General features: G+C 71.1%; 22 protein-coding genes. 14 read left to right on the top strand and 8 right to left on the bottom strand.

Annotation, left to right across the window (positions count from 1 at the left end; translation table 11 throughout):
• Positions 1 to 107: 107 nt before the first annotated feature.
• The 4 genes from HCU73_RS04320 to HCU73_RS04305 all read left to right on the top strand — a co-directional run bounded on the left by HCU73_RS04320 (position 108) and on the right by HCU73_RS04305 (position 5,050).
• A complete protein-coding gene (locus tag HCU73_RS04320; protein ID WP_168622150.1) occupies positions 108 to 2,180 on the top strand; it encodes a 3-hydroxyacyl-CoA dehydrogenase NAD-binding domain-containing protein in 2,073 nt (690 codons plus the stop codon).
• A 1-nt stretch (position 2,181) separates the two neighbouring features.
• Positions 2,182 to 3,366 (top strand): acyl-CoA dehydrogenase family protein, encoded by a 1,185-nt coding sequence (locus HCU73_RS04315; RefSeq protein ID WP_168622149.1) that lies wholly within the window; start codon positions 2,182 to 2,184, stop codon positions 3,364 to 3,366.
• Positions 3,366 to 4,418: an acyl-CoA dehydrogenase family protein gene (locus HCU73_RS04310; protein ID WP_168622148.1), complete on the top strand. Its 1,053-nt coding sequence runs from the start codon at positions 3,366 to 3,368 to the stop codon at positions 4,416 to 4,418. The genes HCU73_RS04315 and HCU73_RS04310 overlap by 1 nt, the downstream gene beginning before the upstream one ends.
• Positions 4,419 to 4,528: 110 nt before the next feature.
• Complete coding sequence (locus tag HCU73_RS04305) at positions 4,529 to 5,050, top strand: DUF6647 family protein (RefSeq protein WP_168622147.1); 522 nt, start codon at positions 4,529 to 4,531, stop codon at positions 5,048 to 5,050.
• 5 nt (positions 5,051 to 5,055) lie between these two features.
• Here HCU73_RS04305 and choV read toward each other — a convergent pair whose 3' ends face one another.
• The 3 genes from choV to choX form a co-directional block, all read right to left on the bottom strand.
• Positions 5,056 to 6,069 (bottom strand): choline ABC transporter ATP-binding protein, encoded by a 1,014-nt coding sequence (gene choV, locus HCU73_RS04300; protein ID WP_168622146.1) that lies wholly within the window; start codon positions 6,067 to 6,069, stop codon positions 5,056 to 5,058.
• Positions 6,066 to 7,019 carry a choline ABC transporter permease subunit gene (gene choW, locus HCU73_RS04295; RefSeq protein ID WP_210730466.1) on the bottom strand — a complete coding sequence of 318 codons (954 nt, stop codon included), beginning with the start codon at positions 7,017 to 7,019 and terminating at the stop codon, positions 6,066 to 6,068. Before choW ends, choV begins: the two co-directional genes overlap by 4 nt.
• Before the next feature lie 73 nt (positions 7,020 to 7,092).
• Positions 7,093 to 8,037, bottom strand: coding sequence for a choline ABC transporter substrate-binding protein (gene choX, locus HCU73_RS04290; RefSeq protein ID WP_168622145.1), 945 nt, complete (start codon positions 8,035 to 8,037; stop codon positions 7,093 to 7,095).
• An 89-nt stretch (positions 8,038 to 8,126) separates the two neighbouring features.
• Between choX and betI the strand changes: the two genes are divergently transcribed.
• The 4 genes from betI to betA are packed head-to-tail and all read left to right on the top strand — an operon-like array spanning position 8,127 to position 13,334.
• Positions 8,127 to 8,708 (top strand): choline-binding transcriptional repressor BetI, encoded by a 582-nt coding sequence (gene betI, locus HCU73_RS04285; RefSeq protein ID WP_168622144.1) that lies wholly within the window; start codon positions 8,127 to 8,129, stop codon positions 8,706 to 8,708.
• Positions 8,705 to 10,213 carry a choline-sulfatase gene (gene betC / locus HCU73_RS04280; RefSeq protein ID WP_168622143.1) on the top strand — a complete coding sequence of 503 codons (1,509 nt, stop codon included), beginning with the start codon at positions 8,705 to 8,707 and terminating at the stop codon, positions 10,211 to 10,213. The genes betI and betC overlap by 4 nt, the downstream gene beginning before the upstream one ends.
• On the top strand, positions 10,210 to 11,664 hold the full coding sequence (gene betB, locus HCU73_RS04275; protein WP_168622142.1) for a betaine-aldehyde dehydrogenase: 1,455 nt from the start codon (positions 10,210 to 10,212) through the stop codon (positions 11,662 to 11,664). The genes betC and betB overlap by 4 nt, the downstream gene beginning before the upstream one ends.
• Positions 11,664 to 13,334: a choline dehydrogenase gene (gene betA / locus HCU73_RS04270; RefSeq protein ID WP_168622141.1), complete on the top strand. Its 1,671-nt coding sequence runs from the start codon at positions 11,664 to 11,666 to the stop codon at positions 13,332 to 13,334. The genes betB and betA overlap by 1 nt, the downstream gene beginning before the upstream one ends.
• Positions 13,335 to 13,337: 3 nt before the next feature.
• Here betA and HCU73_RS04265 read toward each other — a convergent pair whose 3' ends face one another.
• From HCU73_RS04265 to HCU73_RS04255, 3 genes are read right to left on the bottom strand one after another with little or no spacing between them, the layout of a single operon-like run.
• Positions 13,338 to 14,561, bottom strand: coding sequence for a DUF2201 family putative metallopeptidase (locus tag HCU73_RS04265; protein ID WP_168622140.1), 1,224 nt, complete (start codon positions 14,559 to 14,561; stop codon positions 13,338 to 13,340).
• Positions 14,558 to 15,661 carry an AAA family ATPase gene (locus tag HCU73_RS04260; protein ID WP_168622139.1) on the bottom strand — a complete coding sequence of 368 codons (1,104 nt, stop codon included), beginning with the start codon at positions 15,659 to 15,661 and terminating at the stop codon, positions 14,558 to 14,560. Before HCU73_RS04260 ends, HCU73_RS04265 begins: the two co-directional genes overlap by 4 nt.
• A complete protein-coding gene (locus tag HCU73_RS04255; protein WP_168622138.1) occupies positions 15,658 to 16,347 on the bottom strand; it encodes a hypothetical protein in 690 nt (229 codons plus the stop codon). Before HCU73_RS04255 ends, HCU73_RS04260 begins: the two co-directional genes overlap by 4 nt.
• Positions 16,348 to 16,470: 123 nt before the next feature.
• Here HCU73_RS04255 and HCU73_RS04250 point away from each other — a divergent pair, with 123 nt between their 5' ends.
• The 5 genes from HCU73_RS04250 to HCU73_RS04230 are packed head-to-tail and all read left to right on the top strand — an operon-like array spanning position 16,471 to position 21,308.
• Positions 16,471 to 17,847, top strand: a complete 1,377-nt coding sequence (locus HCU73_RS04250; RefSeq protein ID WP_168622137.1) for a phosphohexomutase domain-containing protein — start codon at positions 16,471 to 16,473, stop codon at positions 17,845 to 17,847.
• 60 nt (positions 17,848 to 17,907) lie between these two features.
• A complete protein-coding gene (gene hydA / locus HCU73_RS04245; protein WP_168622136.1) occupies positions 17,908 to 19,323 on the top strand; it encodes a dihydropyrimidinase in 1,416 nt (471 codons plus the stop codon).
• The gene (locus HCU73_RS04240; RefSeq protein ID WP_168622135.1) at positions 19,320 to 19,715 is read left to right on the top strand and encodes a VOC family protein; all 396 of its coding nucleotides are present in this window, start codon (positions 19,320 to 19,322) and stop codon (positions 19,713 to 19,715) included. Before hydA ends, HCU73_RS04240 begins: the two co-directional genes overlap by 4 nt.
• A complete protein-coding gene (locus tag HCU73_RS04235) occupies positions 19,712 to 20,386 on the top strand; it encodes an aspartate/glutamate racemase family protein (protein WP_168622134.1) in 675 nt (224 codons plus the stop codon). Before HCU73_RS04240 ends, HCU73_RS04235 begins: the two co-directional genes overlap by 4 nt.
• Positions 20,387 to 20,390: 4 nt before the next feature.
• Positions 20,391 to 21,308: a dihydrodipicolinate synthase family protein gene (locus HCU73_RS04230; protein ID WP_168622133.1), complete on the top strand. Its 918-nt coding sequence runs from the start codon at positions 20,391 to 20,393 to the stop codon at positions 21,306 to 21,308.
• Positions 21,309 to 21,350: 42 nt separating this feature from the next.
• Here the strand turns inward: HCU73_RS04230 and HCU73_RS04225 are convergent, their stop codons facing one another.
• Positions 21,351 to 21,773 carry a RidA family protein gene (locus HCU73_RS04225; RefSeq protein WP_168622132.1) on the bottom strand — a complete coding sequence of 141 codons (423 nt, stop codon included), beginning with the start codon at positions 21,771 to 21,773 and terminating at the stop codon, positions 21,351 to 21,353.
• Positions 21,774 to 21,860: 87 nt separating this feature from the next.
• On the opposite strand from HCU73_RS04225, the gene HCU73_RS04220 reads away from it, so the two are divergent.
• The gene (locus tag HCU73_RS04220) at positions 21,861 to 22,589 is read left to right on the top strand and encodes a helix-turn-helix transcriptional regulator (RefSeq protein WP_168622131.1); all 729 of its coding nucleotides are present in this window, start codon (positions 21,861 to 21,863) and stop codon (positions 22,587 to 22,589) included.
• 92 nt (positions 22,590 to 22,681) lie between these two features.
• Here HCU73_RS04220 and katG read toward each other — a convergent pair whose 3' ends face one another.
• A complete protein-coding gene (gene katG / locus HCU73_RS04215; protein ID WP_168622130.1) occupies positions 22,682 to 24,841 on the bottom strand; it encodes a catalase/peroxidase HPI in 2,160 nt (719 codons plus the stop codon).
• Between the last annotated feature and the right edge of the window lie 20 nt (positions 24,842 to 24,861).

The raw sequence follows: 24,861 nt of genomic DNA, 5'->3' as shown, positions 1-24,861 counted from the left end.
GGATAGGCGGTCGGCCCGCGCCTGTCCATGCGCGGGGACGCAGCGTCCGGCTGGCCCCGGCGGGCGCCCGTGTTAGTCTTGGCCGGGACGGCGCGAGGGAGGACGCGATGGCAGAATTCGTCAGGACCGGCGTGGAGGGGCGGATCGGCCTGATCGCACTCGACAATCCGCCCGTGAACGCCGCCGGGGCGGCGTTGCGGGCGGGGCTGGTGGCGGCGCTCGACCGGCTGGCCGCGGACCCCGCGGTCGAGGTGATCGCGCTCTACGGCGAGGGGCGCAGCTTCATCGCCGGCGCGGACATCCGGGAATTCGGCAGGCCGTCGGCCGGTCCCTGGCTGCCAGAGATCTGCAACCGCCTGGAATCCTGTGAAAAACCCGTCGTCGCCGTGCTGCACGGCGCGGCGCTTGGCGGCGGGCTCGAGGTCGCCATAGCGGCCCATGCCCGGGTCGCCGTCGCCGGCGTCACGCTGGGTTTCCCCGAGGTGACCTTGGGCATCCTGCCCGGCGCGGGCGGCACCCAGCGGGCGCCCCGGCTGATCGGCGTGGCCGCCGCGCTCGACCTCATCACCACAGGCCGCCGCATCGGGGCCGAGGAGGCGCTGGCGCTCGGCCTCGTCGATCAGGTGACGCAGGGCGACCCGCGCGCGGTGGCGCTGGCCGCGGCCGGGCAGGTGCTGGCCGGACGGCTCCCGACCCGGCGCACGGGGGATATCCACATCACCCCAGACCCCGAAGCGATTGAGAAAACAGCCGAAGCCCTGAAGCACTCACAGCCCCACCTGTTCAGCCCGCACCGCTGTGTGGAGGCGGTCGCCACGGCTGCCCTGCCGCTGCCCGAAGGTCTCGCGGAGGAGCGGCGCCTGTTCCGGCTCTGCATGGACAGCCCGCAGCGCGCGGGCCTGATCCACGCCTTCTTCGCCGAGCGCGCGGTCGCCAAGATCCGCGAGGCTACCGCCACGCCCCGCCCGGTCGGGCAGATCGGTGTCGTGGGCGCGGGCACCATGGGCAGCGGCATCGCCACGGCCTGCCTGCTGGCAGGCTATCCCGTTGTTCTGGTGGAAAAATCCCCCGAGGCGCTGGCCCGGGGCAGCGCCGCCATCGCCCGCAACCTCGACGGCGCCGTGAGCCGCGGCAAGCTCAGGCCCGAGGCCCGGGCCGCCCTGTCGCTCGACACCGCGACCGCGGCCGCGGCCCTGTCCGGCTGCGACCTCGTGATCGAGGCCGTGTTCGAGGACATGTCCGTGAAGCAGGCGGTGCTGTCCGAGATCGAACTGGCCTGCCCCGGCGCGCTGATCGCCACCAACACCTCTTATCTCGACCTGAACGAGATGGCGCAGGGCCTTGACGCCCCGGAAAATTTCCTCGGTCTGCACTTCTTCTCCCCTGCCCATGTCATGCGGCTGGTGGAGGTCGTCGTGGCCGCCGAAACGCAGCCCGAGGTCGTGGCGACGGGCTTCGCGCTGGCCCGGCGTCTTGGCAAGATCGCGGTGCGGGCGGGCGTCTGCGACGGCTTCATCGGCAACCGGATCATGTCGGCCTATCGCAAGGCCGCCGACCTGATGGCGCTGGACGGCACGCCGATCGCGGCCATCGACGCGGCCGTGCGCGGCTACGGCTTCGCCATGGGCCCCTTCGAAATGGGCGACCTCGCGGGCCTCGACATCGGCTGGGCCGCGCGCAAGCGGCAGGCCGCCACCCGCGACCCCGCCGCGCGCTACCACGGGGCGCTGGCCGACCGGCTCTGCGAGGCGGGGTGGTTCGGGCGCAAGACGGGGCGCGGCTGGTACGACCACAGCGGCGACGGCCCCGTGCCGAACCCGGAAATCCCCCGCCTTCTGAGGGAGATACAGGCGGCCGAGGGGATCACGCCACGACCGCTCGACGCCCCCGACATCGTGGCCCGCTACGAGACCGCGATGATCATGGAGGCCGCCCGCGTGGTCGAGGAGGGCATCGCGCTCCGGCCCATCGACGTGGATGCCGTGTTCCTGTTCGGCTACGGCTTTCCCCGCTGGAAGGGCGGGCCGCTGCACCAGGCCGACGCCATCGGCGCGGCCGAGATCTGTGCGAGGATCGAACGCCATGCCCTTGACAACCCTCGTTTCTGGCAGGTGCCGGACATCCTGCGCCGGATGGCGCGCGCGGGCGGCCGCTTCGCCGACCTGAACCGGGAGGACTGAGATGGACCTGACCTATTCGCCCAAGGAACGGGCCTTTCAGGCCGAGGTGCGGGCCTTCCTCGCCGAGGCCCTGCCGCCCGACATCGCCGCCAAGGTCGCGGCGCGGCGCGAGTTGGGCAAGGCCGAGATGGACCGCTGGCACGCGATCCTGAACGCCAAGGGCTGGCTGGCGGGGCCCTGGCCCAAGGCGTTCGGCGGGCAGGGCTGGGGACCGGTCGAGAGCCACATCTTCGAGGAGGAATGCTGCCGCGCCAACGCGCCGCGGATCGTGCCCTTCGGCCTGAAGATGCTGGCCCCCGTGCTGATGACCTACGGCACGCCCGCGCAGCAGGCCGAGTACCTGCCGCGCATCCTCGACGGGCGCGACTGGTGGTGCCAGGGCTATTCCGAACCCGGCGCGGGCTCGGACCTCGCCAGCCTCAAGACCCGCGCGGTGCGGGACGGCGACCATTACGTGGTGAACGGGCAGAAGACCTGGACGACGCTGGGCCAGCACGCCAACCGCATCTTCTGCCTTGTCCGCACCCGCACCGACGGCAAGCCGCAGGAGGGGATTTCCTTCCTGCTGGTCGACCTCGACACGCCCGGCATCGAGATGCGGCCGATCCGGTTGATCGAGGGCGGCTACGAGGTGAACGAGGTGTTCTTCACCGATGTGCGCGTGCCCGTGACCAACCTCGTCGGGCAGGAGAACGAGGGCTGGACCATCGCCAAGTTCCTGCTCGGCCACGAGCGGACGAACATCGCCGGCGTCGGCTTTTCCCTTCAGGCGCTGGAGCAGGTCAAGGCACTGGCCTGCCGCGTCACCCGCGGCGGCAAGCCCCTGATCCGCAACCCGCTGTTCGCCGCGCGCCTTGCCGCCGTCGAGGCCGAGCTGGAGGCCATGCGCATCACCAACCTGCGGATGCTCGACCGCGCCGCGCGGGGCGGGCGGCTGACGACCGAACCTTCGATGCTGAAGATCAAGGGCACCGTGATCCGGCAGGCGATCAACGACCTCGCCCGCCGCGCGCTCGGGCCCGCGGCGGCGCCCTTCCCCTCCGAGGACCTGGAGGCGAACCTGCAGATCGCGCCCGAGGGCCATGCCCGCAACGCCGCCAGCTACTTCAACAATCGCAAGATCTCGATCTACGGCGGATCGAACGAGATCCAGCGCAACATCCTTGCCAAGGGTTTGAACAGCTGATGGATTTCTCGATCTCCGACGACCGCCGGATGCTGACCGATACGCTGCGCCGTTACCTTTTCGAACAATACCCGGTCGATCACCGCACCCGCGTCGCCTATGCCGCGCCGTTCCACGACCCCGCCCAATGGGCCGCGCTGGCCGGGCTGGGCCTGTTCCACGCGCTGGCGCCCGAGGACCGCGGCGGCATCGGCGGCACCGGCTTCGACGTCGCCGTGGTGTTCGAGGAGCTGGGCCGCGCGCTCTGCCCCGAGCCGGTGCTGGGGCAGCTCATGGCAATCCGGCTGACCCTCGCCGCCGGGGGAGACCTGGAGCCGCTGCTGACGGGCGAGACCCGCGCCGCCGTGGCACTGGACGAGGCCGAGGCGGGCTGGGATCTCGACGCGCTGACCACCCGCGCCGCGGACGGGCGCCTGACGGGCCGCAAGACGGTGGTCTACGGCGGTGCCGGCGCCGACCGCCTGCTGGTCGCCGCCGCGGGGCCGGGCCTGTGGGATGTCGCCGCCGGCGACGCCGAGGTCGCGGGCTACGGCATGATCGACGGCGGGCCGGCGGCGGAGGTGTTCCTCGACGCGACCCCGGCCAGCTGCCTGATCCCCGAGGCCCGCGCCGCGCTGGAGGAGGCGCGGGACTGGGCCGCGCTGGCCCTGTCGGCCGAGGCGCTGGGGGCGATGGAAGCGGCCTTTGCCATGCTCACCGATTACCTGGCCACGCGAAAGCAGTTCGGCCAGCCCATCGGCACCTTCCAGGCGCTGCAGCACCGGGCGGTGGACCTCGCCATCGAGATCGAACAGGCGCGCTCCATCGTCATCCTCGCGGCCTCGGCGATGGACACGCCCGAGCGCGCGAAACGGGTGAGCCAGGCCAAGCACCTCGTCGGCCGCATCGCCCGGCAGGTCGCCGAGGAGGTGATCCAGATGCATGGCGGCATCGCGATGACCTGGGAATACCCGGTCAGCCACTACGCCAAGCGGCTGGTGATGATCGACCACCAGATGGGCGACAGCGACTGGCACCTCGAACGGCTGATGGGGATGCTGGAGGCCGGGTGACGCCGGTCATTGCCGGGCGCCGCGACGCCCCCTAGCCTGCCCCGTGACCGCCGAGGGAGGACCCGATGCCGACACGGCCAGCCGGGACGTGGGGACGCGCCGCAGGGGCTGTGGCCCTGCTCTGCGCCGCGCTTGCCGCCGGGCCCGGCCACGCCGGCGACGACGCCGCGGGCTGCCCCCCGGCGCCCCTCGGCCCGCCCCTGCCCGAGGCGATCGGCCGGCCGCTGTTCGACGGGCTGGTCGGCTGGATCGCCCTGGCGACCGACTACGACCTCCTGCCCACCTACACCGATCCGCCCACGGTCTCGTTCTGCCGGGTCGGCGAGACAATCGCCTATGCGCAGGCCGACCTGATCGTCGACCCGGCGCTGCTGGCGGCCTACGACCACGGGCAGACCCATATCTTCCTGACGCACCCGTGGTCGCCGGTGAGCCTGTTCGACCAGTCCGTGCTGCTGCACGAGCTGATCCACCACGTCCAGCTGACCAACCGCGACTGGGCCTGCACCGGCGCGCCCGAGCTCGAGGCCTACCTGCTGCAGGACCGCTGGCTGCAGGAGCGCGGCGTCCGCCACCCCTTCGACTGGCGGATGATCCTTGCCCTGTCCCGCTGCCCCGGGGCCGACCCCTGAGCCGCTCAGGCCCCGAGCCGCGCCGTCACGCTGTCGGGCGTCACCCGGCCGATCACCGCGCCGCCCTCCTCCACCGCCAGCGGCGCGGGGCTTTCGGCGAAATGCCTGAGGATCTCGCGCACCGACATCTCGGCGGGGATGCGCGCGCCGTCACCCGGCACCGGCAGCATCACGTCGCGCGCCGTCAGCACGCCCAGCGGGTTCATGTTCGCCACGAACTCGGCGACGTAGGCGTTGGCCGGCCGCGAGAAGATCTCGCGCGGGGTGCCGCATTGCACGATGCGCCCGCCCTCCATGATGGCGATGCGGTTGCCGATCTTGAATGCCTCGTCGAGATCGTGGCTGACGAAGACGATGGTGCGTTTCAGCCGGCTCTGCAGGTCCAGCAACTCGTCCTGCAGCTTGGTGCGGATCAGCGGGTCGAGCGCGGAAAAGGGCTCGTCCATCAACAGGATCGGGGCGTCGGTGGCGAAGGCGCGGGCAAGGCCCACCCGCTGCTGCATCCCCCCCGACAGCTCGCCGACCCGGCGCTCGGCCCAGTCGGTCAGGCCCACAAGCGCCAGCTGCCGGTCGACGGCATCCCGCCGCGCCTCGGGCGCCTGCCCGGCCAGCTCCAGCCCCAGCCCCACGTTCTCGCGCACCGTGCGCCAGGGCAGCAGGCCGAACTGCTGGAACACCATGGCCACCGCCGTCTGCCGCAGGTGGCGCAGCTCGGCCCCCCGCGCCTCGGTCACGTTGACCATGCGGTCGCCCACCCGCACCTCGACATGGCCGCGCACCACCGGGTTCAGCGCGTTGACGGCCCGCAGGAGCGTGGACTTGCCCGAGCCGGACAGGCCCATCAGGACCAGGATCTCGCCCTCCTCGACCTCAAGCGTGCAGTCGTGCACGCCCAGCACATGGCCCGTGGCGGCCTGGATCTCGGCCCGGGTCTCCCCCGCATCGGCGCGCTCCAGCGCGGGCGCGGGCGCGTCGCCGAACATGATGCAGACCTCGTGGAAACGGACGGCGGTTGTCATCGGCGTTGCACCCTCAAGAGGCGGTCGAGCAGGATCGCCACGACCACGATGATGAACCCGCTCTCGAAGCCGAGCCCGGTGTTCACTTGGTTCAGCGCGCGCACCACCGGCACGCCCAGGCCATCGGCGCCGACCAGCGCGGCGATCACCACCATGGACAGCGACAGCATGATGGTCTGGTTCAGCCCCGCCATGATCTGCGGCGCGGCGTAGGGCAGTTCCACCTTCCACAGCTTCTGCCGCGGCGTGGCGCCAAAGGCGTCGGCGGCCTCGAGCAGCGCCGTGGGCGTGGCGGTGATGCCCAGATGCGTCAGCCGGATCGGCGCGGGCAGCACGAAGATCACCGTGGCGATCAGGCCCGGCACCATGCCGATGCCGAAGAACACGATGGCCGGGATCAGGTAGACGAAGGTCGGGAGCGTCTGCATCAGGTCGAGCACGGGCCGCATCCAGGCATAGAGCCGCGGCCGGTGCGCCGCCGCGATGCCGATGGGCACGCCCAGCCCCATGCACACGACGCAGGCCGACAGGACCAGCGTCAGGCTCTCGGTCGTTTCCTCCCAGTAGCCCTGGTTGATGATGAACAGGAGCCCCCCGGCGATCAGCGCCGGCACCCGCCAGCCGCGGTGCAGCCACCAGGCCAGCGCCACGAAGATCGCCGACACCAGGATCGGATGCCACGCCTCGGGGTAGAGGTAGGTGATCTCGGAGCGCCGCAGGTCCCAGATCCAGCCGGTGTTCGGCGGGTCCTGCAGCACGGCAAGGATCGCGCCGATCATCACCTCCAGCGCGGCGGCCATCGCGTCGAACAGGCCCGACAGGTTGTCCTGCAGCCAGTCGAACCCGGCCTCGGCCGCATCGCCCACCCGCAGCTTGCACTCCGACAGCGCGCCCAGCGGGCCCATGCCCGCGGGCCAGCCCTCGTCGCACTCGGTCAGCCATCTCAGCATGACGTCCCCCCGTCATGGAAAGGGCTGCGCGGGACGGGATCGCGCGCAGCCCGGTCTGGTTCTCGCGGTCCGGTCAGAGACCCAGCGCCGCCGACACCGCCGCCGCGGCGTCGCCGCCGTCGATCGTGGTCACGCCGTCGAGCCAGCCCATCACCACGTCGGGGTTGGCCGTCATCCAGGCGGTCGCCGCCTCGGCCGGGTCCTGCCCGTCGTTCAGGATCGCGCCCATGATCTCGTTCTCCATCGCCAGCGTGAAGACGAGGTTGTTCAGGAGCGCGCCGACGTTCGGGCAGGCCTCGACATAGCCCGCGCGGGTGTTGGTGTAGACCGTCGCGCCGCCGAGGTCGGGGCCGAACCAGTCGTCGCCGCCGGTCAGGTAGGTCAGATCGAAGTTCGCGTTCATCGGGTGCGGTTCCCAGGCGAGGAACACGATCGGCTCGGCCCGGTCGACGGCGCGGGCGACCTGCGCCAGCATCCCCTGCTCCGAGCTTTCCACCACCTGGAAGTCGGCGTCGCCGAGGCCGAAGGCATTGGCCGCGATCATGTCCATGATCAGGCGGTTGCCGTCGTTGCCGGGTTCGATCCCGTAGATGTCGCCGTCGAGGGCGTCGGCCATCCCCGCGATGTCGGAGAAATCGGCGATGCCCATGGCCGCGCCCGCGGCGTTGGTGGCCAGCGTGTATTTCGCGCCCTCGAGGTTGGCGCGCACGGTGTCGACGGTGCCCGCCTCGCGGTAGGGCGCGATGTCGGCCTCCATCGTCGGCATCCAGTTGCCGAGGAACACGTCGAGATCGCCCGCCGCCAGCGAGGTGTAGGTCACCGGCACCGACAGGACGCGGATCTCGGTCTCGTAGCCCAGCGCCTCCAGCACCACGGTGGTGGCCGCGGTGGTCGCGGTGATGTCCGTCCAGCCGACATCCGAGAAGGTCACGGTCGCGCAGTCGTCCTGCGCAAGCGCCGTGCCGGCGGCGAGGGTCATTGCCAGCACGCTCGCGGCGCTGCGGGTCAGGATGGTCATGGTCGTCTCTCCCTGTTCTGGTCGTTTTGTTGATTGACCAGTCAATTAAAATCCGATTTCCTGCGGCTCTGCAACCAGAAGGGGGTTCGATGCCGCGCGTGGGAATGATGGCACTGCGTAAGGACGCGCTTGTCAACGCGACGATTGGCGAAATCGGCCGTCGCGGCTCGCTCGACGTGACCGTGGGCCAGATCGCCAGGACGGCGGGCGTGTCCTCGGCGCTGGCGCACCACTATTTCGGCTCGAAGGACGAGCTGTTCCTCGCCGCGATGCGCGCGATCCTGTCCGAGTTCGGCGCCGAGGCGCGCCGGGGCCTCGCCGCTGCGGGCACCCCCCGCGCCCGGCTCGACGCGCTGGTGCGGGCGAATTTCGGCGGCCGCAACTTCCAGCCCGAGGTGGTGGCGGCCTGGCTGAACTTCTATGTCCTCGCCCAGACCCAGCCGCAGGCCGCGCGCCTGCTCCGGGTCTACCAGCGGCGGCTGGTGTCGAACCTGACCCATGCCGCCCGCCCGCTCTGCGCCGATCCGGTGGCCGTGGCCCGCACCGTCGCGGCGCTGATCGACGGGCTCTACATCCGCCACGCGCTGGCCGACGCCGGCCCGCCCGACGCGGCCGCGGCCATGGCCACCGTCGCCCGCTACCTCGACCTTGCCACGGGGGTCGCCCGATGACGCGCCCGAACATCCTGATCGTGATGGTCGACCAGCTGACCGGAACGCTGTTCCCCGACGGCCCCGCCGACTGGCTGCACGCGCCGCACCTCAAGGCGCTGGCCGCCCGCTCGGCCCGTTTCGCCAACACCTACACGGCCTCGCCGCTCTGCGCGCCGGCGCGCGCCAGCTTCATGTCGGGCCAGCTGCCGTCGCGCACGGGCGTCTACGACAACGCGGCCGAATTCGCCTCGTCCATTCCCACCTACGCGCATCACCTGCGCCGGGCGGGCTACTACACCGCGCTGTCCGGCAAGATGCACTTCGTCGGCCCCGACCAGCTCCACGGCTTCGAGGACCGGCTGACCACCGACATCTACCCGGCCGATTTCGGCTGGACGCCGGACTACCGCAAGCCGGGCGAGCGCATCGACTGGTGGTACCACAACATGGGCTCGGTGAAGGGCGCGGGCGTCGCCGAGATCACCAACCAGATGGAATACGACGACGAGGTCGCCTTCATGGCCGAGCAGAAGCTCTACGACCTCGCGCGGGCCAAGGACGCCCGCCCCTGGTGCCTGACGGTCAGCTTCACGCACCCGCACGACCCCTACGTCGCGCGCCGCCGGTTCTGGGACCTGTACGCGGACTGCACGCACCTGCAGCCCGAGGTTCCGGCGCTGCCCTACGAAGATCACGACCCCCACGCGCAGCGCATCTTCGACGCCAACGACTGGCGCGCCTACGACATCACCGAGGATGACATCGCCCGCTCGCGCCGGGCCTACTTCGCCAACATCTCGTATCTCGACGAGAGGATCGGCAGCCTCCTCGACCTGCTCGACCGCACAAGGCAGGAGGCCATCGTGGTCTTCGTCTCCGACCACGGCGACATGCTGGGCGAGCGCGGGCTGTGGTTCAAGATGAACTTCTACGAGGGCTCCGCCCGCGTGCCGCTGATGATCGCCGCGCCCGGCCTTGCGCCCGGCCGCGTGGACGACCCGGTTTCCACCATCGACCTCTGCCCCACGCTCTGCGACCTCGCCGGCGTGTCCATGGCCGAGGTGATGCCCTGGACCGACGGCGAGACGCTGGTGCCGCTGGCCGCGGGCCGCCGCCGCGAGAGCCCCGTGGCGATGGAATACGCCGCCGAGGCATCGATCACGCCGCTGGTCGGGCTGCGCCAGGGGCGGTGGAAATACACCAACTGCGCCGCCGACCCCGAGCAGCTGTTCGACCTGTCGGCCGATCCGCACGAACGGGTGAACCTCGCCGAAGACCCCGCCCATGCCGCGACGCTGGAGCGGTTCCGCGTCATGGCCGCCGCCCGCTGGGACCTGGAACAGTTCGACGCCGAGGTCCGCGAAAGCCAGGCCCGCCGCTGGGTCGTCTACGAAAGCCTGCGAAACGGCGCCTACTACCCGTGGGATTTCCAGCCGCTCCGCGCCGCCTCCGAGCGCTTCATGCGCAACCACATGGACCTGAACGTCCTCGAAGACAGCCAACGCTTCCCAAGGGGGGAATGATGATCGCCCAACCCAAAGCCAGCCATTTCGTCAACGGCCAGTACGTGGAAGACACCGCCGGCGCGCTTATGCCGGTGATCTTCCCCGGCACCGGCGAGCAGATCGCCACCATCCACGAGGCCACCCCCGCCGTGATCGAGGCCGCGCTGTCCGCCGCCAAGGCCGCGCAGGCCGAATGGGCCGCGATGATGCCCGTCCAGCGCGGCCGCATCCTGCGCCGTGCCGCCGACATCATGCGCGCCCGCAACCGCGAGCTGTCCGAGCTCGAAACCCTCGACACCGGCAAGCCGATCTCGGAAACGCTGGTGGCCGACGCGACCTCGGCCGCCGACGCGCTGGAATATTTCGGCGGCCTCGCCGGCACGTTGACCGGCGAGCATATCCCGCTTGGCGGCGACTGGGCCTACACCATGCGCATCCCGCTCGGCGTCTGCGTCGGCCTCGGCGCCTGGAACTACCCCACCCAGGTCGCCGCCTGGAAAAGCGCCCCGGCGCTCGTCTGCGGCAACACGATGGTGTTCAAGCCGAGTGAACAGACACCGCTCAGCGCCTTGAAATACGCGGAAATCCTGGTCGAGGCCGGCGCGCCCCCGGGCGTGTTCAACGTGGTGCAGGGCGCCGGCACCGTCGGCCGCGCGCTGGTCGAGGACGGCCGCGTCGCCAAGGTCTCGCTCACCGGCTCCGCCGAGACCGGCAAGAAGGTCTATGCCGCCGCCGCGGCCCAGATGAAGCACGTCACCATGGAACTGGGGGGCAAGTCGCCCCTCATCATCTTCGACGACGCCGAGCTCGACAGCGCCGTGTCGGCCGCGATCAACGCGAATTTCTTCGCCAGCGGGCAGGTCTGCTCGAACGGCACCCGCGTCTTCGTGCAGCGGGGCATCAAGGAGGCGTTCCTGAACCGGCTGGTCGAGCGCGTGTCGAAGGCCGTCATCGGCGACCCCCGCGACGAGGCCACCAACCTCGGGCCGATGGTGAGCGAGGATCAGCTCGGCATCGTCCTGTCCTACGTCGAAAAGGGCAAGGCCGAGGGTGCGCGCCTCGTGCATGGCGGCAACCGCCTGAACCGGCCCGGCTGCTACATCCAGCCCGCCATCTTCGCCGATGTCACCGACGACATGACCATCGCCCGTGAGGAGATCTTCGGCCCGGTCATGTCCGTCCTCGACTTCGACGCCGAGGACGAGGTGGTGGCGCGCGCCAACGCCACCGACCTGGGCCTGTCGGGCGCCGTCTTCACCCGCGACCACGCCCGCGCGCACCGCGTCGTCCACGCGCTCGAGGCGGGCTCGGTCTGGATCAACCAGTACAACCTGACCCCGGTCGAGGTGCCCTTCGGCGGCGTCAAGGGCTCGGGCATCGGCCGCGAGAATTCCCGCGCCGCGCTCGAGGCCTATTCGCAGCTCAAGACCGTCTACGTGGGCATGGCACCGGTGGAGGCGGCCTACTGATGGAAGCGGACTACGTCGTCGTCGGCGCCGGCAGCGCGGGCTGCGCCATCGCGTATCGCCTTGCCGCGGCAGGGAAATCGGTGATCGTCGTGGAACACGGCGGCACCGACTGGGGCCCCTTCATCAACATGCCCGCGGCGCTGTCCTACCCGATGAACATGCGCCGCTACGACTGGGGCTACATGACCGAGCCCGAGCCGCACATGGGCGGCCGCGTCATGGCCTGCCCGCGCGGCAAGGTGATCGGCGGGTCGTCTTCGATCAACGGCATGATCTACGTCCGCGGCCATGCGCGCGACTTCGACACCTGGGCCGAGATGGGCGCCGAGGGCTGGGGCTACGCCGACGTGCTGCCCTATTTCAAGCGCGCCGAATGCTGGCACGGGGATGCGGGCGACCCGGCGTTCCGCGGCCATGACGGCCCCCTGCACATCACCCGCGGCCCCCGGAAAAACCCGCTGTTCCAGGCCTTTATCGAGAGCGGGGCAAAGGCGGGCTACGGCGCGACGGACGACTACAACGGGTATCGGCAGGAGGGCTTTGGCGCCTTCGAGATGACCGTCTGGCAGGGCGAGCGCTGGTCCGCGGCCAAGGCGTATCTCAGGCCCGCGCTCAAGACCGGGCGCTGCAGCCTTGCGCGCGGGCTGGTCGAGCGGGTCGAGATCGCCGAGGGCCGCGCCACCGGCGTGCGGCTGGCCGGCGGGCAGGTCATCCGCGCCCGGGCCGAGGTGGTGCTGGCCGCCGGCGCGATCAATTCGCCGAAAATTCTCATGCTCAGTGGAATTGGGCCCGCCAAGCACCTGGTCGAGCACGGAATTCCCGTGATCGCCGACCGCGCCGGCGTGGGTGCGAACCTGCAGGATCACCTGGAGCTTTACGTCCAGTATGCCTCGACCAAGCCCGTCAGCCTCGCGCCCTACTGGTCGCTTTGGGGCAAGGCGCTGGTGGGCGCGCAGTGGCTGTTCACCCGCACCGGCCTCGGCGCGTCGAACAATTTCGAGGCCTGCGGCTTCATCCGCAGCCGCGCCGCGATCGACTACCCCGACATCCAGTTCCATTTCCTGCCCATCGCGGTGCGCTACGACGGCAAGACGGCCGCCGCGGGCCACGGCTTCCAGGCGCATGTCGGCCCGATGCGGTCGGCCAGCCGCGGCAGCGTGACCCTGCGCTCGGCCGACCCGGCCGACGCCCCCCGGATCCTGTTCAACTACATGTCGCAAGCCTCGGATTGGGAAGAGTTTCGCGCCGCGATCCGCCTCACGCGCGAGATCTTCGCCACCGACCCCATCGCGGGCTACGTCGACCACGAGATCCAGCCCGGCGCCGCGGCGCAGTCGGACGCGGCGCTGGACGCCGTGATCCGCGAACATGCCGAAAGCGCCTATCACCCCTGCGGCACCGCCCGCATGGGGCGCCGCGACGACCCCATGGCCGTGGTCGACCCCGAGACCCGCGTGATCGGGGTGGAGGGCCTGCGCCTTGCCGACAGTTCGGTCTTTCCGCTGATTCCGAACGGAAATCTCAACGCGCCCTCGATCATGGTGGGGGAAAAGGCGGCCGACCACATCCTTGGCCGGCGCCTGCCGTCCGAGAACCTGGAGCCCTGGATCGCCCCCGACTGGGAGCACAGCCAGCGCGAGGGGGCGGCGCGGGCGGCGGCGGCCGAGTAGCGCCTAGCCTTCGCCGATCACCAGCACCCTGCCATAGGCGGGCGGCGCCGCCACGGGCCGCGGCACCGCCCAGAGCACAGGAAACGCCGGCGCGGGCGGAAGGGGCGCGTCGAGATCGGTCAGGACCACCGCAAGGGCGGGCGCGCGCCGGCCGGCCTTGTCGAGGAGATCGGCGTAGTCGGTGCCCCCGCCGCTGCGCAGGCCACCGTCGCGCAGCGCCTGCCAGCGCCCCGGGTCGAGCCGTTCCTCGGCGAAAACCGCTTCGTCGAAGGCCATCAGGTGCGCCTCGGCCCCGGTGCGCCGCGCGATCCCCTCGGCTTCGGCGGTGAACAGGCGCAGCGTCTGCGCGTCGATCGACGACGAGGTGTCGAGCCCGATCACGAGGCGCGGCCGGTGATCGAAGCGCTGCCGCCCCGGCTCGAAGGCGGGCACCGGCGCGCCCGACCGCGCCGCCTCGGCCATGCGGGCGACCCAGGCGCCCGAGGGCCGGCGCCAGCTCGGGCGCGGGCGCTCGGTCAGGGCGCGGGCAAGCAGGCCGCGAAGGTGCAGCTCCCACGGCACCTTCGCCGGGGCCAGATCGGCCAGGATCGCGCCCAGCCGCCCGATCCCCGCCCCCGCCTTCCGCCCCGCCTCCATCGCGCGCAGGATCTGGTTGCGCCAGTCGGCGGCGCTCTGGCGCTCGCCCTCGCTGTCGGGCTCGCCGAGGCCGAGATCGACGGAAAATCCGCGGGTTGCGCCCCAGTCGCGCAGTTTCTCCGCCCGCTTCGGATCGGCGTGCAGCGCCATGGCGAGGCGGTCGGCATCCCAGCGTTCCAGCGCCGCGACGGGGCTTGGCGCGGCCAGCCCGGCCTCGGCCAGCAGCTCCGTCAGTGTCACCGCCGGGCGCGGCAGGGCGTGGCCGGCGAGGATCAGCGTTTCGTTGATGATCCCGTCCGCGGCCAGCCCGAACAGGCTGGCATCGAACCCCTCGCCCAGCCGTTCGGCCAGCCCCGCCTGCCGGTCGGAATGGCGCAGCGCCACGTGGAGGACGTGGTGCGCCACCAGACCGACCTGCTCGGGCAGGCCCAGCGTGTCGAAACCGGGACCATAGGTGATGGTGTCGCCGTCCGTCCGCGTGGCGCCATCGCCGTCGCGGTGGCGGCACCAGAGCGCGAGGACGGCCAGTGCCGGGTCGACCTCGCCCAGATGCGCCAGCGCGCGGGCGGCGCGGGTGGAATGGAGGCTCACGGCAGCCCCGCCGCCTGCCGCTCGGCGGCATAGGCGGCATAGTCGGGGCTCTGGCCGAACACCTCTTCCCAGCCGCGCTCCAGCGCCCGGCCGATCAGCAGCTCGAAGCCGAAGGACGCCAATTCACTCACAGGCAATCCACTGTAGCCCTGCCCGCCAAGCCCGCGCAGATCGGCCAGAATCTCGATGGCCGTAGACAGGTTCTCCCGCGTCGCCGCGCCGATCAACCCGTAGACCAGCGCGGTCAGCCCGTGCAGCGTGCGGGGATACATCGCCGCCCGCTCGCGCCGGGGCGTGGCCAGCATCGCGTCGACCTGCACCGTCGCAGCGATCTCGTCGGCCAGCAGCGCGAATTCCGCCGCGGGGGCCGCGCCGACCGTGCCCGCGACCATGACCTGCCGCAGCGCGCGGTCGGGGACCGTGTCCATGATCCGGCTGACGCGGGTCCAGCTGCGCGGGGTGCAGGCGATCATCTGGCCCCGGCGCAGGCTGTCCTCGGTGGTTTCCAACAGGTCCGGCCGGGTGCGGATGAAGGCCGCGACCGACGGATGGATGCCCGCGGGCACGGCGTAGGTCTTCAGCCAATCCTCCGCCGAGGCCTGCACGATGACGTGGATCAGCCGGTCCGACAGCGCCGTGCCCATGTCGTAGGCGATGGCGCCGTCCTCGACCCGGTTGCCGGCGGCCACGATCAGCACGCTGTCGGGCAGCCGGTGCCGGCCGACGCGGCGCTCCTGCAACAGCCCGTAGACGGTGGGCTGGAGCGCGGGCGCGGCGGCGGTCAGCTCGTCCAGGAACAGGATCGCGGGGCCGTCGCCGTCCGGCAGGTCCTCGGGGCGGTACCAGACGGTGCGCGCGCGTTCATGGTCGAAAAAGGGCAAGCCGCGGAGGTCCTGCGGCTCGATCGTGGTCAATCTCAGGTCGAATAAGTCCGCCCCGATGCGGCGGGCCAGCGTCTGCACCACCTCGGTCTTGCCGACGCCGGGGCGGCCGTGGAGCATCCAGCTTGCCGTCAACCCGCCCGCCGCCTGCGCCGCCCAGCCGGCCTCGAGCACCCGGAGCGCCTCGCCGGCCGAGACCGTGGTCGCGTTCACGCTCATTCCGCCGCCGCCCGCTTTTCCAGCGCCGCCGCCAGCCGCGCATGGGCCGAGACCGCGCGAGCCTCCTGCGCGATGTCGCGGATGTAGAGGTCGGCCCGGTGGTTCACGGCGAGGAGCGCGCGCTCGGTCAGCTCGGCGTCGAACAGCCCCTCCCGCAGCACTGCCCGGTCGGCCGCGTCGAGCGCGAGGAGCCGCGGCGCAGGGTGTTCCATCTGCACCGACACCAGCGTCAGCGGCGGGATGCGGGCCAGTTCCGACTGCTCGATCACCAGCCGCAGCTCGCCCTCGGCGATGCCGTGCCGCGCCGCGATCCGGCGCAGGCAGGCGCGGGCGCGAAAGGCCAGCGTGTCGAGCCGCCGCGCGGCCTCGTCCTCGGACACCGCGCGCTGGCGCCCGGCCTTGGACAGCCGCAGCACCTTCATCTCGACGAAGGCGATCACGATCAGCATGGCCAGCGGCGCCTGCGTCACCGGCAGCGCAAGATCGCGCGACATCAAGGGGATGGCCACAAACGGCAGGAGCGCGGACAGGTAGCGCAGGATCTGGATTTCCACGATCAGCCGGAGCCACAGGCCGACGCCCCCCCGCCGCGGCAGCAGCTGCACCCGGCCGAGGAACTTCTTCGGCAGGCTCCGGGTTTCCAGCACGCCGCGGTTGGCGATGGTGGCGTCGGTGACGATCAACATGGCCGCCAGATTAGCGCGAAACCGGGCGGCGCCAATGGGCAGGCCCCCGCGACGGGTTTGCCATCGGGCCCGGATGCGGTAGCTGTAGGCCCGAGCTTTGCACCCACAGGGACCCGAATTTCCATGACTGCGCTTCCCCCCCTCACCTGTTTCAAGGCCTACGACATCCGCGGCCGCCTCGGCGACGAGCTGAACGAGGAGATCGCCTACCGCATCGGCCGCGCCTTCGCCGAGGTGATGGGCGCGCGCCGGGTGGTGCTGGGCCGCGACGTCCGCCCGACCTCCGAGGCGCTGGCGGACGCGGTCGCCAAGGGGCTGATGGAGGCCGGCGTCGAGGTGCTGGACCTCGGGCTCTCGGGGACGGAGGAGACCTATTTCGCCGTGACGCATCTGGGCGCCGATGGCGGCATCTGCGTCACGGCAAGCCATAACCCGATGGATTACAACGGGATGAAGATGGTCAAGGCGGGCTCGGCCCCGATCGGCAAGGCCGACGGCATGGCCGCGATCAAGGCGCTGGCCGAAAGCGGCGCCTTCGCCCAGGCCCGCCCCGGCGGCACAGTGACCGACGCGAGCGCCACGCGGGCCGCCTATGTCGGGAAGCTGATGGATTTCGTCGACGTGTCCGCGCTCACCCCGCTCAAGGTGCTGGTCAACGCGGGCCACGGCGCGGCGGGCCCCACCTTCGACGCCATCGCCGACGCGCTGGCCGCCCGGGGCGCGCCGATCGACTTCGTCCGCGTCTACCACGACCCCGACGGCAGCTTTCCGGCCGGCATCCCGAACCCGCTCCTCGACGAGAACCAGCCGCTGACGGCCGACCCCGTGGTGGCCGAGGGCGCCGACATGGGCGTCGCCTGGGACGGGGATTTCGACCGCTGCTTCTTCTTCGACCACGAGGGCGGCTTCGTGCCGGGGGAATACGTGGTCGCGCTCCTGGCCGCGGCGTTCCTGGCCAAGGAGCCGGGGCAGAAGATCGTGCACGACCCGCGCGTCATCTGGGCGACGCAATCCATCGTGGCCGAGATGGGCGGCGAAGCGATCCAGTCGAAATGCGGCCATTCCTTCATCAAGCAGGTGATGCGCGAGACCGGCGCCGTCTACGGCGGCGAGATGAGCGCGCACCATTACTTCCGCGACTTCATGGCCTGCGACAGCGGCATGATCCCGATGCTCCTGATGATCGAGCTGGTCTGCCGCCGCGGTGAAAGCCTCAAGGACATCCTGTCGGGCATCCGCGCCGCCTACCCCTCCTCGGGCGAGGTGAATTTCCGCGTCGCCGACCAGGCCGCCGTGATCGCCCGGATCGAGGCGCAGTACGGCCCGAGGGCCGAGGCGCGGGACGAGACCGACGGTCTGTCGCTGTCCTTCGGGGACTGGCGCTTCAACCTGCGGGCGTCGAACACCGAACCGCTCCTGCGGCTCAACATCGAGGCGCGCGGCAAGCCCGAGCTGGTGGCGGCGAAGCTGGCCGAGATGCGGGCGCTGATCGAGGCCTGAGCCGGTCTGGACAAGGCCGGAGCGCCGGACCATGCTCGCCCCGCAAGCGAGGGGACGCGCATGGGATTTGATCTGGTCATCCGCGGCGGGCGGGTCGCGACGGGCGGCGTGCTGGCCGAGGCCGATATCGGCGTGACGGGCGGCCGGATCGCGGCGCTGGGGTCCGGGCTCGACGGGGCCGAGGTGATCGAGGCAGGCGGGTTGATCGTCACGCCCGGCGGCGTCGACCCGCATTGCCACATCGAGCAGATGTCGGGCATGGGCCTGATGAACGCCGACACCTTCGAGACCGCGACGCGGTCCGCGGCGATGGGGGGCACTACCAGCGTGATCTCCTTCGCGGCCCAGCGGAAGGGGCAGCGGCTGGCCGAGGCCGTGGCCGACTACACCGCGCGCGCCCGGCGCGGGGCGGCCATCGACCATGCCTTCCACATCTCGGTCAGCGATGCCTCGGTGCCGGGCTTCGAGACCGACCTGCGCGACCTGATCGCGGCCGGGCACCGGTCGATCAAGGTATTCACCACCTACAACATCAAGCTGGAAGATGCGGATATCCTTGCGATTCTCCGCATCGCGGGCGAGGCCGGGGCGCTGACCTGCATCCATGCCGAGAACGACGCGATCATCGCCGACGCCCGCGCGCGATTGCTGGCCGAGGGGCGGGTGCGCCCGGTCGACCACGCCGCGTCCCGCCCCCGCGAGGCCGAGATCGAGGCCATCGCGCGCATGTGCCGGCTGGCCGAGGCGGCGCGCGCGCCGGTGATGATCTTCCACGTCTCGACGGCCGAAGGCGTGGCCGAGATCGCCGCCGCGCGGGCCCGCGGCGCACCGGTCTGGGCCGAGACCTGCCCGCATTACCTGTTCCAGACCGAGGCTGTGCTGGACAAGCCCGGCCGCGAGGGCGCGAAATGGATGTGCTCGCCCCCGCAGCGCACCGAGGCCGACCAGCGCGCGCTCTGGGCGGGGCTGGCGGCGGGGCACCTGCAGGTGGTGTCGTCCGACCACGCGCCCTACCGCTTCGACGAGACGGGCAAGTTTTCCAACGGGTTGGATGCGCCCTTCCCCGCCATCGCAAACGGGATGCCGGGGCTGGAGCCGCGCCAGCCGCTGATGTTCGACGCGATGGTGTCGGGCGGGCGGACGGGCCTTGCGGGGTTCCTGCGCGCGACCTGCGAGGCGCCGGCGGACCTCTACGGACTGCCCGGCAAGGGGCGGATCGCACCCGGCGCCGACGCCGACCTCGTGTTGTGGGATCCCGCGCGGTCCGTCACCTACGGCGCGAACGACCTGCACGACAACGTGGGCTACAACCCGTGGGAGGGGACCACCGTCACCGGCTGGCCCGTCGCCACGCTGCTGCGCGGGGTGCCTGTGATGCGCGAGGGCGAGTATCTGGGCACGCCCGGCGCCGGCCAGTGGCTCCGCCGCGACGCCATCGGCACCCGCCCCAAGGACCTGACCGGAGGCAAATCATGACCGACCGCCCCACCGCGCCGAACGTGCTGGCGATCACGTTTCTCTACTACAAGGACCTGCCCCGCGCCTTCGCCTTCTACCGCGATGTCATGGGGTTCCCTCTGGCCATCGACCAGGGCGATCTGGCCAAGATCCTCGAGATCGCACCGAACGCCCATGTGGGGCTGGTGGACGAGGCGAAGGGCATGAACCGCTGGCAGCAGGACAAATGTGTACAACTCTGTGTAAGGGTTGAGGATGTAGAAGCCTGGTACGCCTATCTCGGCGCAAAAGGCGTGGACAACCTGTCGCAGATGTTCCGAAATGAAAAGATCGGGATCCGCGCTTTCGTGTTCCGCGACCCCGAGGGCTACCAGGTCGAGATCCAGGAGGCCATCCGGGCGGAGGCATGAGCGGCACCCTTTTCGTCATCAACCCCAACTCGTCCGACACCGTCACCGCCGGCATCGCCCAGGCCATTGCCCCCCTGCACGGCATGGGCACGCCGATCGACTGCCTGACGCTGCCCGAGGGCCCGCCCGGCATCGAAAGCCAGGCCCAGGCCGACGAGACCATCGCGCCGATGCTGCGGCTGGCCGCCCGGCTGGAACCCGAGGCCGCCGGCTTCGTCATCGCCTGTTTCGGCGACCCGGGCGTCCATGCGCTGCGGGACCGGACGGCCAAGCCGGTCCTCGGCATCCAGGAGGCCGCGGTCGCGACCGCCCTGACCCTCGGCCAGCGCTTCGGCATCATCGCGATCCTGCCCGCCTCGATCCCGCGCCACCTGCGCAGCCTCGGCGCCATGGGTGTCCTCGACCGGCTGGCGGGCGACCGGGCGCTGGGGCTGGGCGTGGCCGAGCTGGCCGACCCCGCCACGACCGGGGCGCGGCTGGTCGAGACCGGGCGCGCCCTCAAGGACACCGACGGGGCCGAGGTGCTGATCCTCGGCTGCGCCGGCATGGCGCGCTACCGGCCGATGCTGGAGGCCGCGCTGCAGATCCCCGTGATCGACCCCTGCCAGGCCGCCGTCGCCATGGCGCTGGGGCGGATCGCGCTTCACCAGACCCACCGACCGAAAGGCTGACCAGATGCTCCTCGACGAAACCGCGACCGGCGTGTTCACCATCGCGGCGACCCCCTTCCTGCCCGACGGCACCCTAGACCTCGACAGCCTCGACCGCATGGTCGCCTTCTACGAGGAGAAGGGCGCGACCGGCCTGACGATCCTCGGCATGATGGGCGAGGCCGGCAAGCTGTCGGAAAAGGAAAGCCGCATCGTCATCGACCGCGTCGTCACCCGCGCCAGCGTGCCCGTCATCGTGGGCGTCTCGGCGCCCGGCCTCGCCGCGCTCAAGGCGCTGGCCGACGCCGCGATGGACCGCGAGGCGGCGGGCGTCATGGTGGCCCCGCCGGGGCACCTGCGCACCGACGACCAGATCACCGGCTATTTCCAGATGGTGGCCGAGACGCTGGGCGAGACGCCCTGGGTGCTGCAGGATTTCCCGCTGGTCACCGGCGTGCAGATGACGGCCAAGGTGTGCCGCGCGATCTTCGACGCCTGCCCGACCTGCGTGATGCTCAAGCACGAGGACTGGCCGGGCCTCGACAAGATCACCACGCTGCGCCGGCAGGAGGCGGCAGGCGCGCGGCGGGTGTCGATCCTGTGCGGCAACGGCGGGCAGTTCCTGCTGGAGGAGATGATCCGCGGCGCAGACGGGGCGATGACCGGCTTCGCCTACCCCGAGATGATGGCCGATGTCGTGCGCCTGATGCAGGCGGGCGACGAGGCCCGCGCCCGCGACCTGTTCGACGCCTATCTGCCGCTCATCCGCTACGAGAGCCAGCCCGGCCTGGGCCTTGCGATCCGCAAGCACATCCTCGCCCGGCGCGGCGCCATCGCCCATGCCACCGTGCGGCGGCCGGGCCCGGCGCTCACGCCCGAGACGCTGGCCGAGGTCGAGACGCTGATCGCCCGGCAGGAGGCGCGGCTGGCCGCGCTGGGGTGACGGACCGGCGGGGAGGGGAGGCCCCGCCGGCCGCCCGGCGCGTCAGTCGATCAGCGCCACCGCGTCGACCTCGAACAGCATCGGGTCGAGCGCCAGCTTCGGCACCGGCACCAGCGTCTGCGCGGGCAGGCGGTCGCCGAACATCTCGATCACCGCCTCGCTCAGCACCCCGAGCTTGGACATGTCGTGGTCGACGACGTAGACGGTAAGCCGGATCACGCGCGCGGGCCCGGCCCCGAGCGCCGCCAGCACGGCGCCGAGGTTGGCATAGGCCTGCCGGACCTGCGCCGCAAAATCGGGCGACAGGCCGCCGGTGGCGTCCTGCCCGCCCTGCCCCGAGATGAAGGCAAGCCGGCCGGTGGCCGGGGCCAGCACCGCGGTGCTGTAACCAAAGGGCGTGGGGTCGGCCAACTGGGCGGGGTTCACGATCACCGGCAGGGCGGCGGCGGGGGCTTGGTGTGTCATTCCGGGTCTCCTGTGGGGTGTGATGACCCGCGCGGGATAGGGCGAAACGGTGACACCGACTGGCACCAATTGTGCTAGGGTCGCCCCATGACAGCCCGGGACAGACAGGACGCCATCCTGCGCCACCTGCGCCGCAGCGGCAGCGCGACCGTCGCGGCGCTGGCCGGCGAGGTCGGCGCGTCGCGGCGCACAGTGCTGCGCGACATCGGCGCGTTGCGCGAACAGGGGTTCCTGATCCGGTCAGACTGCGGGCGGGGCGGCGGTGTGCACCTCGACCCCTCGTCGCTGCAGCGCACCGCGCGGCTGACCGTGACCGAGGTCTTTGCCCTGCTGATCAGCGTGGCGGCGATGCGGGCGGCGGGGTCGCTGCCCTTTGCCGGGCTGGCCGATGCCGGGCTGGCCAAGATCGAGCGGTCGCTGCGCCCCGACGCCGTGCGCGATCTGCGCCGCCTGCTCGACTGTCTCCATGTCGGCCGGCTGTCGCCGCTGCAGGACCTGTCGACCATGGGGGCGATGGACGACGCACTGCTGCCGGCCTTCGAGGCGGCCTTCCTGGGGCAGCGGCACCTGCGCTTCGCCTACCGCGACGCGAAGGGCGCCGAGACCCGGCGCGAGGTCGAGCCGCAGGCGCTGCTGATCCTGCCGCCCTTGTGGTATCTTGTGGCCTGGGATCCGGCGCGGGGAGATTTCCGGCGGTTCCGCATGGACCGGATCAGCGCGCCCGAGCTGGTCGAGGCACGCCCGTTCCGCCGCCGCCACGTGCCCTTCGACCAGGATGTCTGCCCCTACCGCGCATTGGGGCGTTCGCCGGCCTGACACGAACACGGCCCGGGGTCGCCCCCGGGCCGTGTCTGTTCCGCGTTTCCTCGCCCGTGACCCGGGGCCACGGGCGCCTGTCCGGATCCGCGTCAGAACAGGTCGTTCTCCATGACCTTGGTCCAGGCCGCGACGAAGTCCTGCACGAACTTGGCCGGCGCGTCGTCCTGGGCGTAGACCTCGGCATAGGCGCGCAGGATGGAGTTCGAGCCGAACACCAGGTCCACGCGCGTCGCCGTCCACTTCACCGCGCCCGACTTGCGGTCGACGATCTCGTAGAGGTTCGACGCCTTCGGCACCCACTTGTAGGCCATGTCGGTCAGCGCGACGAAGAAGTCCGTCGTCAGCGCGCCGGGGCGGTCGGTGAACACGCCGTGCGCCGCGCCGCCGTGGTTGGCGCCCAGCGCCCGCATCCCGCCCAGCAGCACCGTTATCTCCGGCCCGGTCAGGCCCAGAAGCTGGGCGCGGTCGAGCAGGAGCTCCTCGGCGGCGACCGCGTAGTCCTCCTTCATCCAGTTGCGGAAGCCGTCGGCCAGCGGCTCCAGCACCGCGAAGCTCTCGGCGTCCGTCATCTCCTGGGTCGCGTCGCCGCGGCCGGGGGTGAAGGGCACGGTCACGTCGAAGCCCGCGGCCTTGGCCGCCTGCTCGACACCGACATTGCCGGCCAGCACGATGGTGTCGGCGACCGACGCGCCATGCTTGGCCGCCAGCGGCTCGAGCACCGCCAGCACGCGCGCCAGGCGCTCGGGCTCGTTGCCGGCCCAGTCCTTCTGCGGCGCAAGGCGGATGCGCGCCCCGTTGGCGCCGCCGCGCAGGTCCGACTGGCGGTAGGTGCGGGCCGCGTCCCAGGCCGTCGCCACCAGTTCGGCGACGGGCAGGCCGGACGCCGCGATGGCGGCCTTGAGCGCGGCCACGTCGTAGCCCTTGGACCCTTCCGGCACCGGGTCCTGCCAGATCAGGTCTTCCTGCGGCGCGTCCGGGCCGATGTAGCGGGTCCGGGGGCCGAGGTCGCGGTGGGTCAGCTTGAACCACGCCCGCGCGAAGGTGTCGGCGAAGTAGTCGGGATCGGCCATGAATTTCTGGCAGATCGCGTTGTAGGCCGGGTCCATCTTCATCGCCATGTCGGCGTCGGTCATGATCGGCATGGTGCGCTTGGTCGGGTCGGAGGCGTCGACGGGCATGTCCTCCTCCTTGATCCCGATGGGCTGCCACTGCCACGCGCCGGCGGGCGACTTCTTCAGCTCCCACTCGTAGCCGAACAGCAGCTTGAAGTAGCCCATGTCCCACTGCGTCGGGTTGGTCGTCCACGCGCCTTCGAGGCCCGAGGTGACCGCGTTCGACGCCTTGCCGCCGAGGTTGGGGTTCACCCAGCCGAAGCCCTGGGTCTCGATCCCCGCCGCTTCGGGCTCGGGGCCGAGCGCGCCGGCGTCACCGTTGCCGTGCGCCTTGCCCACGGTGTGGCCGCCGCAGGTCAGCGCCGCGGTTTCCTCGTCGTTCATCGCCATCCGGGCGAAGGTGACGCGCACCTGCTCGGCGGTGTTGAGCGGGTCGGGCTTGCCGTTCACGCCCTCGGGGTTCACGTAGATCAGGCCCATGTGCACGGCCGCCAGCGGGTTGGCCAGCGTGTCGGGCTTCATGATGTCCTCGTAGCGCTGGCTGGCGTCACCCACGAACTCGCGCTCCGAGCCCCAGTAGACGTCCTTTTCCGGCGCCCAGATGTCCTCGCGGCCGAACGAGAAGCCGTAGGTCTTCAGGCCCATCGATTCGTAGGCGACGTTGCCGGCCAGCAGGATCAGGTCGGCCCAGCTCAGCTTGTTGCCGTACTTCTTCTTGACCGGCCACAGCAGGCGGCGGGCCTTGTCGAGGTTGCCGTTGTCCGGCCAGCTGTTCAGGGGCGCGAAGCGGATGTTGCCGCTGCCGCCGCCGCCGCGGCCGTCCTGCAGGCGGTAGGAGCCCGCCGAGTGCCAGGCGAGCCGGATCATCAGGCCGCCGTAGTGGCCCCAATCGGCCGGCCACCAGTCCTGGCTGTCGGTCATCAGCGCGGTGACGTCGGCCTTGACCGCGTCGAAGTCGAGCGTCTTGACCGCCTCGCGGTAGTCGAAGCCCTTGAGCGGGTCCGACTTGCTGTCATGCTGGTGCAGGATGTCGAGGTTCAGGGTCTTGGGCCACCAGTCGGTGACGGCCGCCTCGCGGTTGGTCATGCTCCCGTGCATCACCGGGCATTTACCGGCGGACCTGTCGTCTCCGTCCATCATCGTCTCTCTCCCATGCA

The organism is Roseicyclus persicicus, assembly GCF_012395815.1.
Taxonomy (GTDB): Bacteria; Pseudomonadota; Alphaproteobacteria; order Rhodobacterales; family Rhodobacteraceae; genus Roseicyclus; species Roseicyclus persicicus.
Note: the sequence above shows the minus strand (reverse complement) of the source record. Positions and strands in the feature narration are given on the sequence as shown.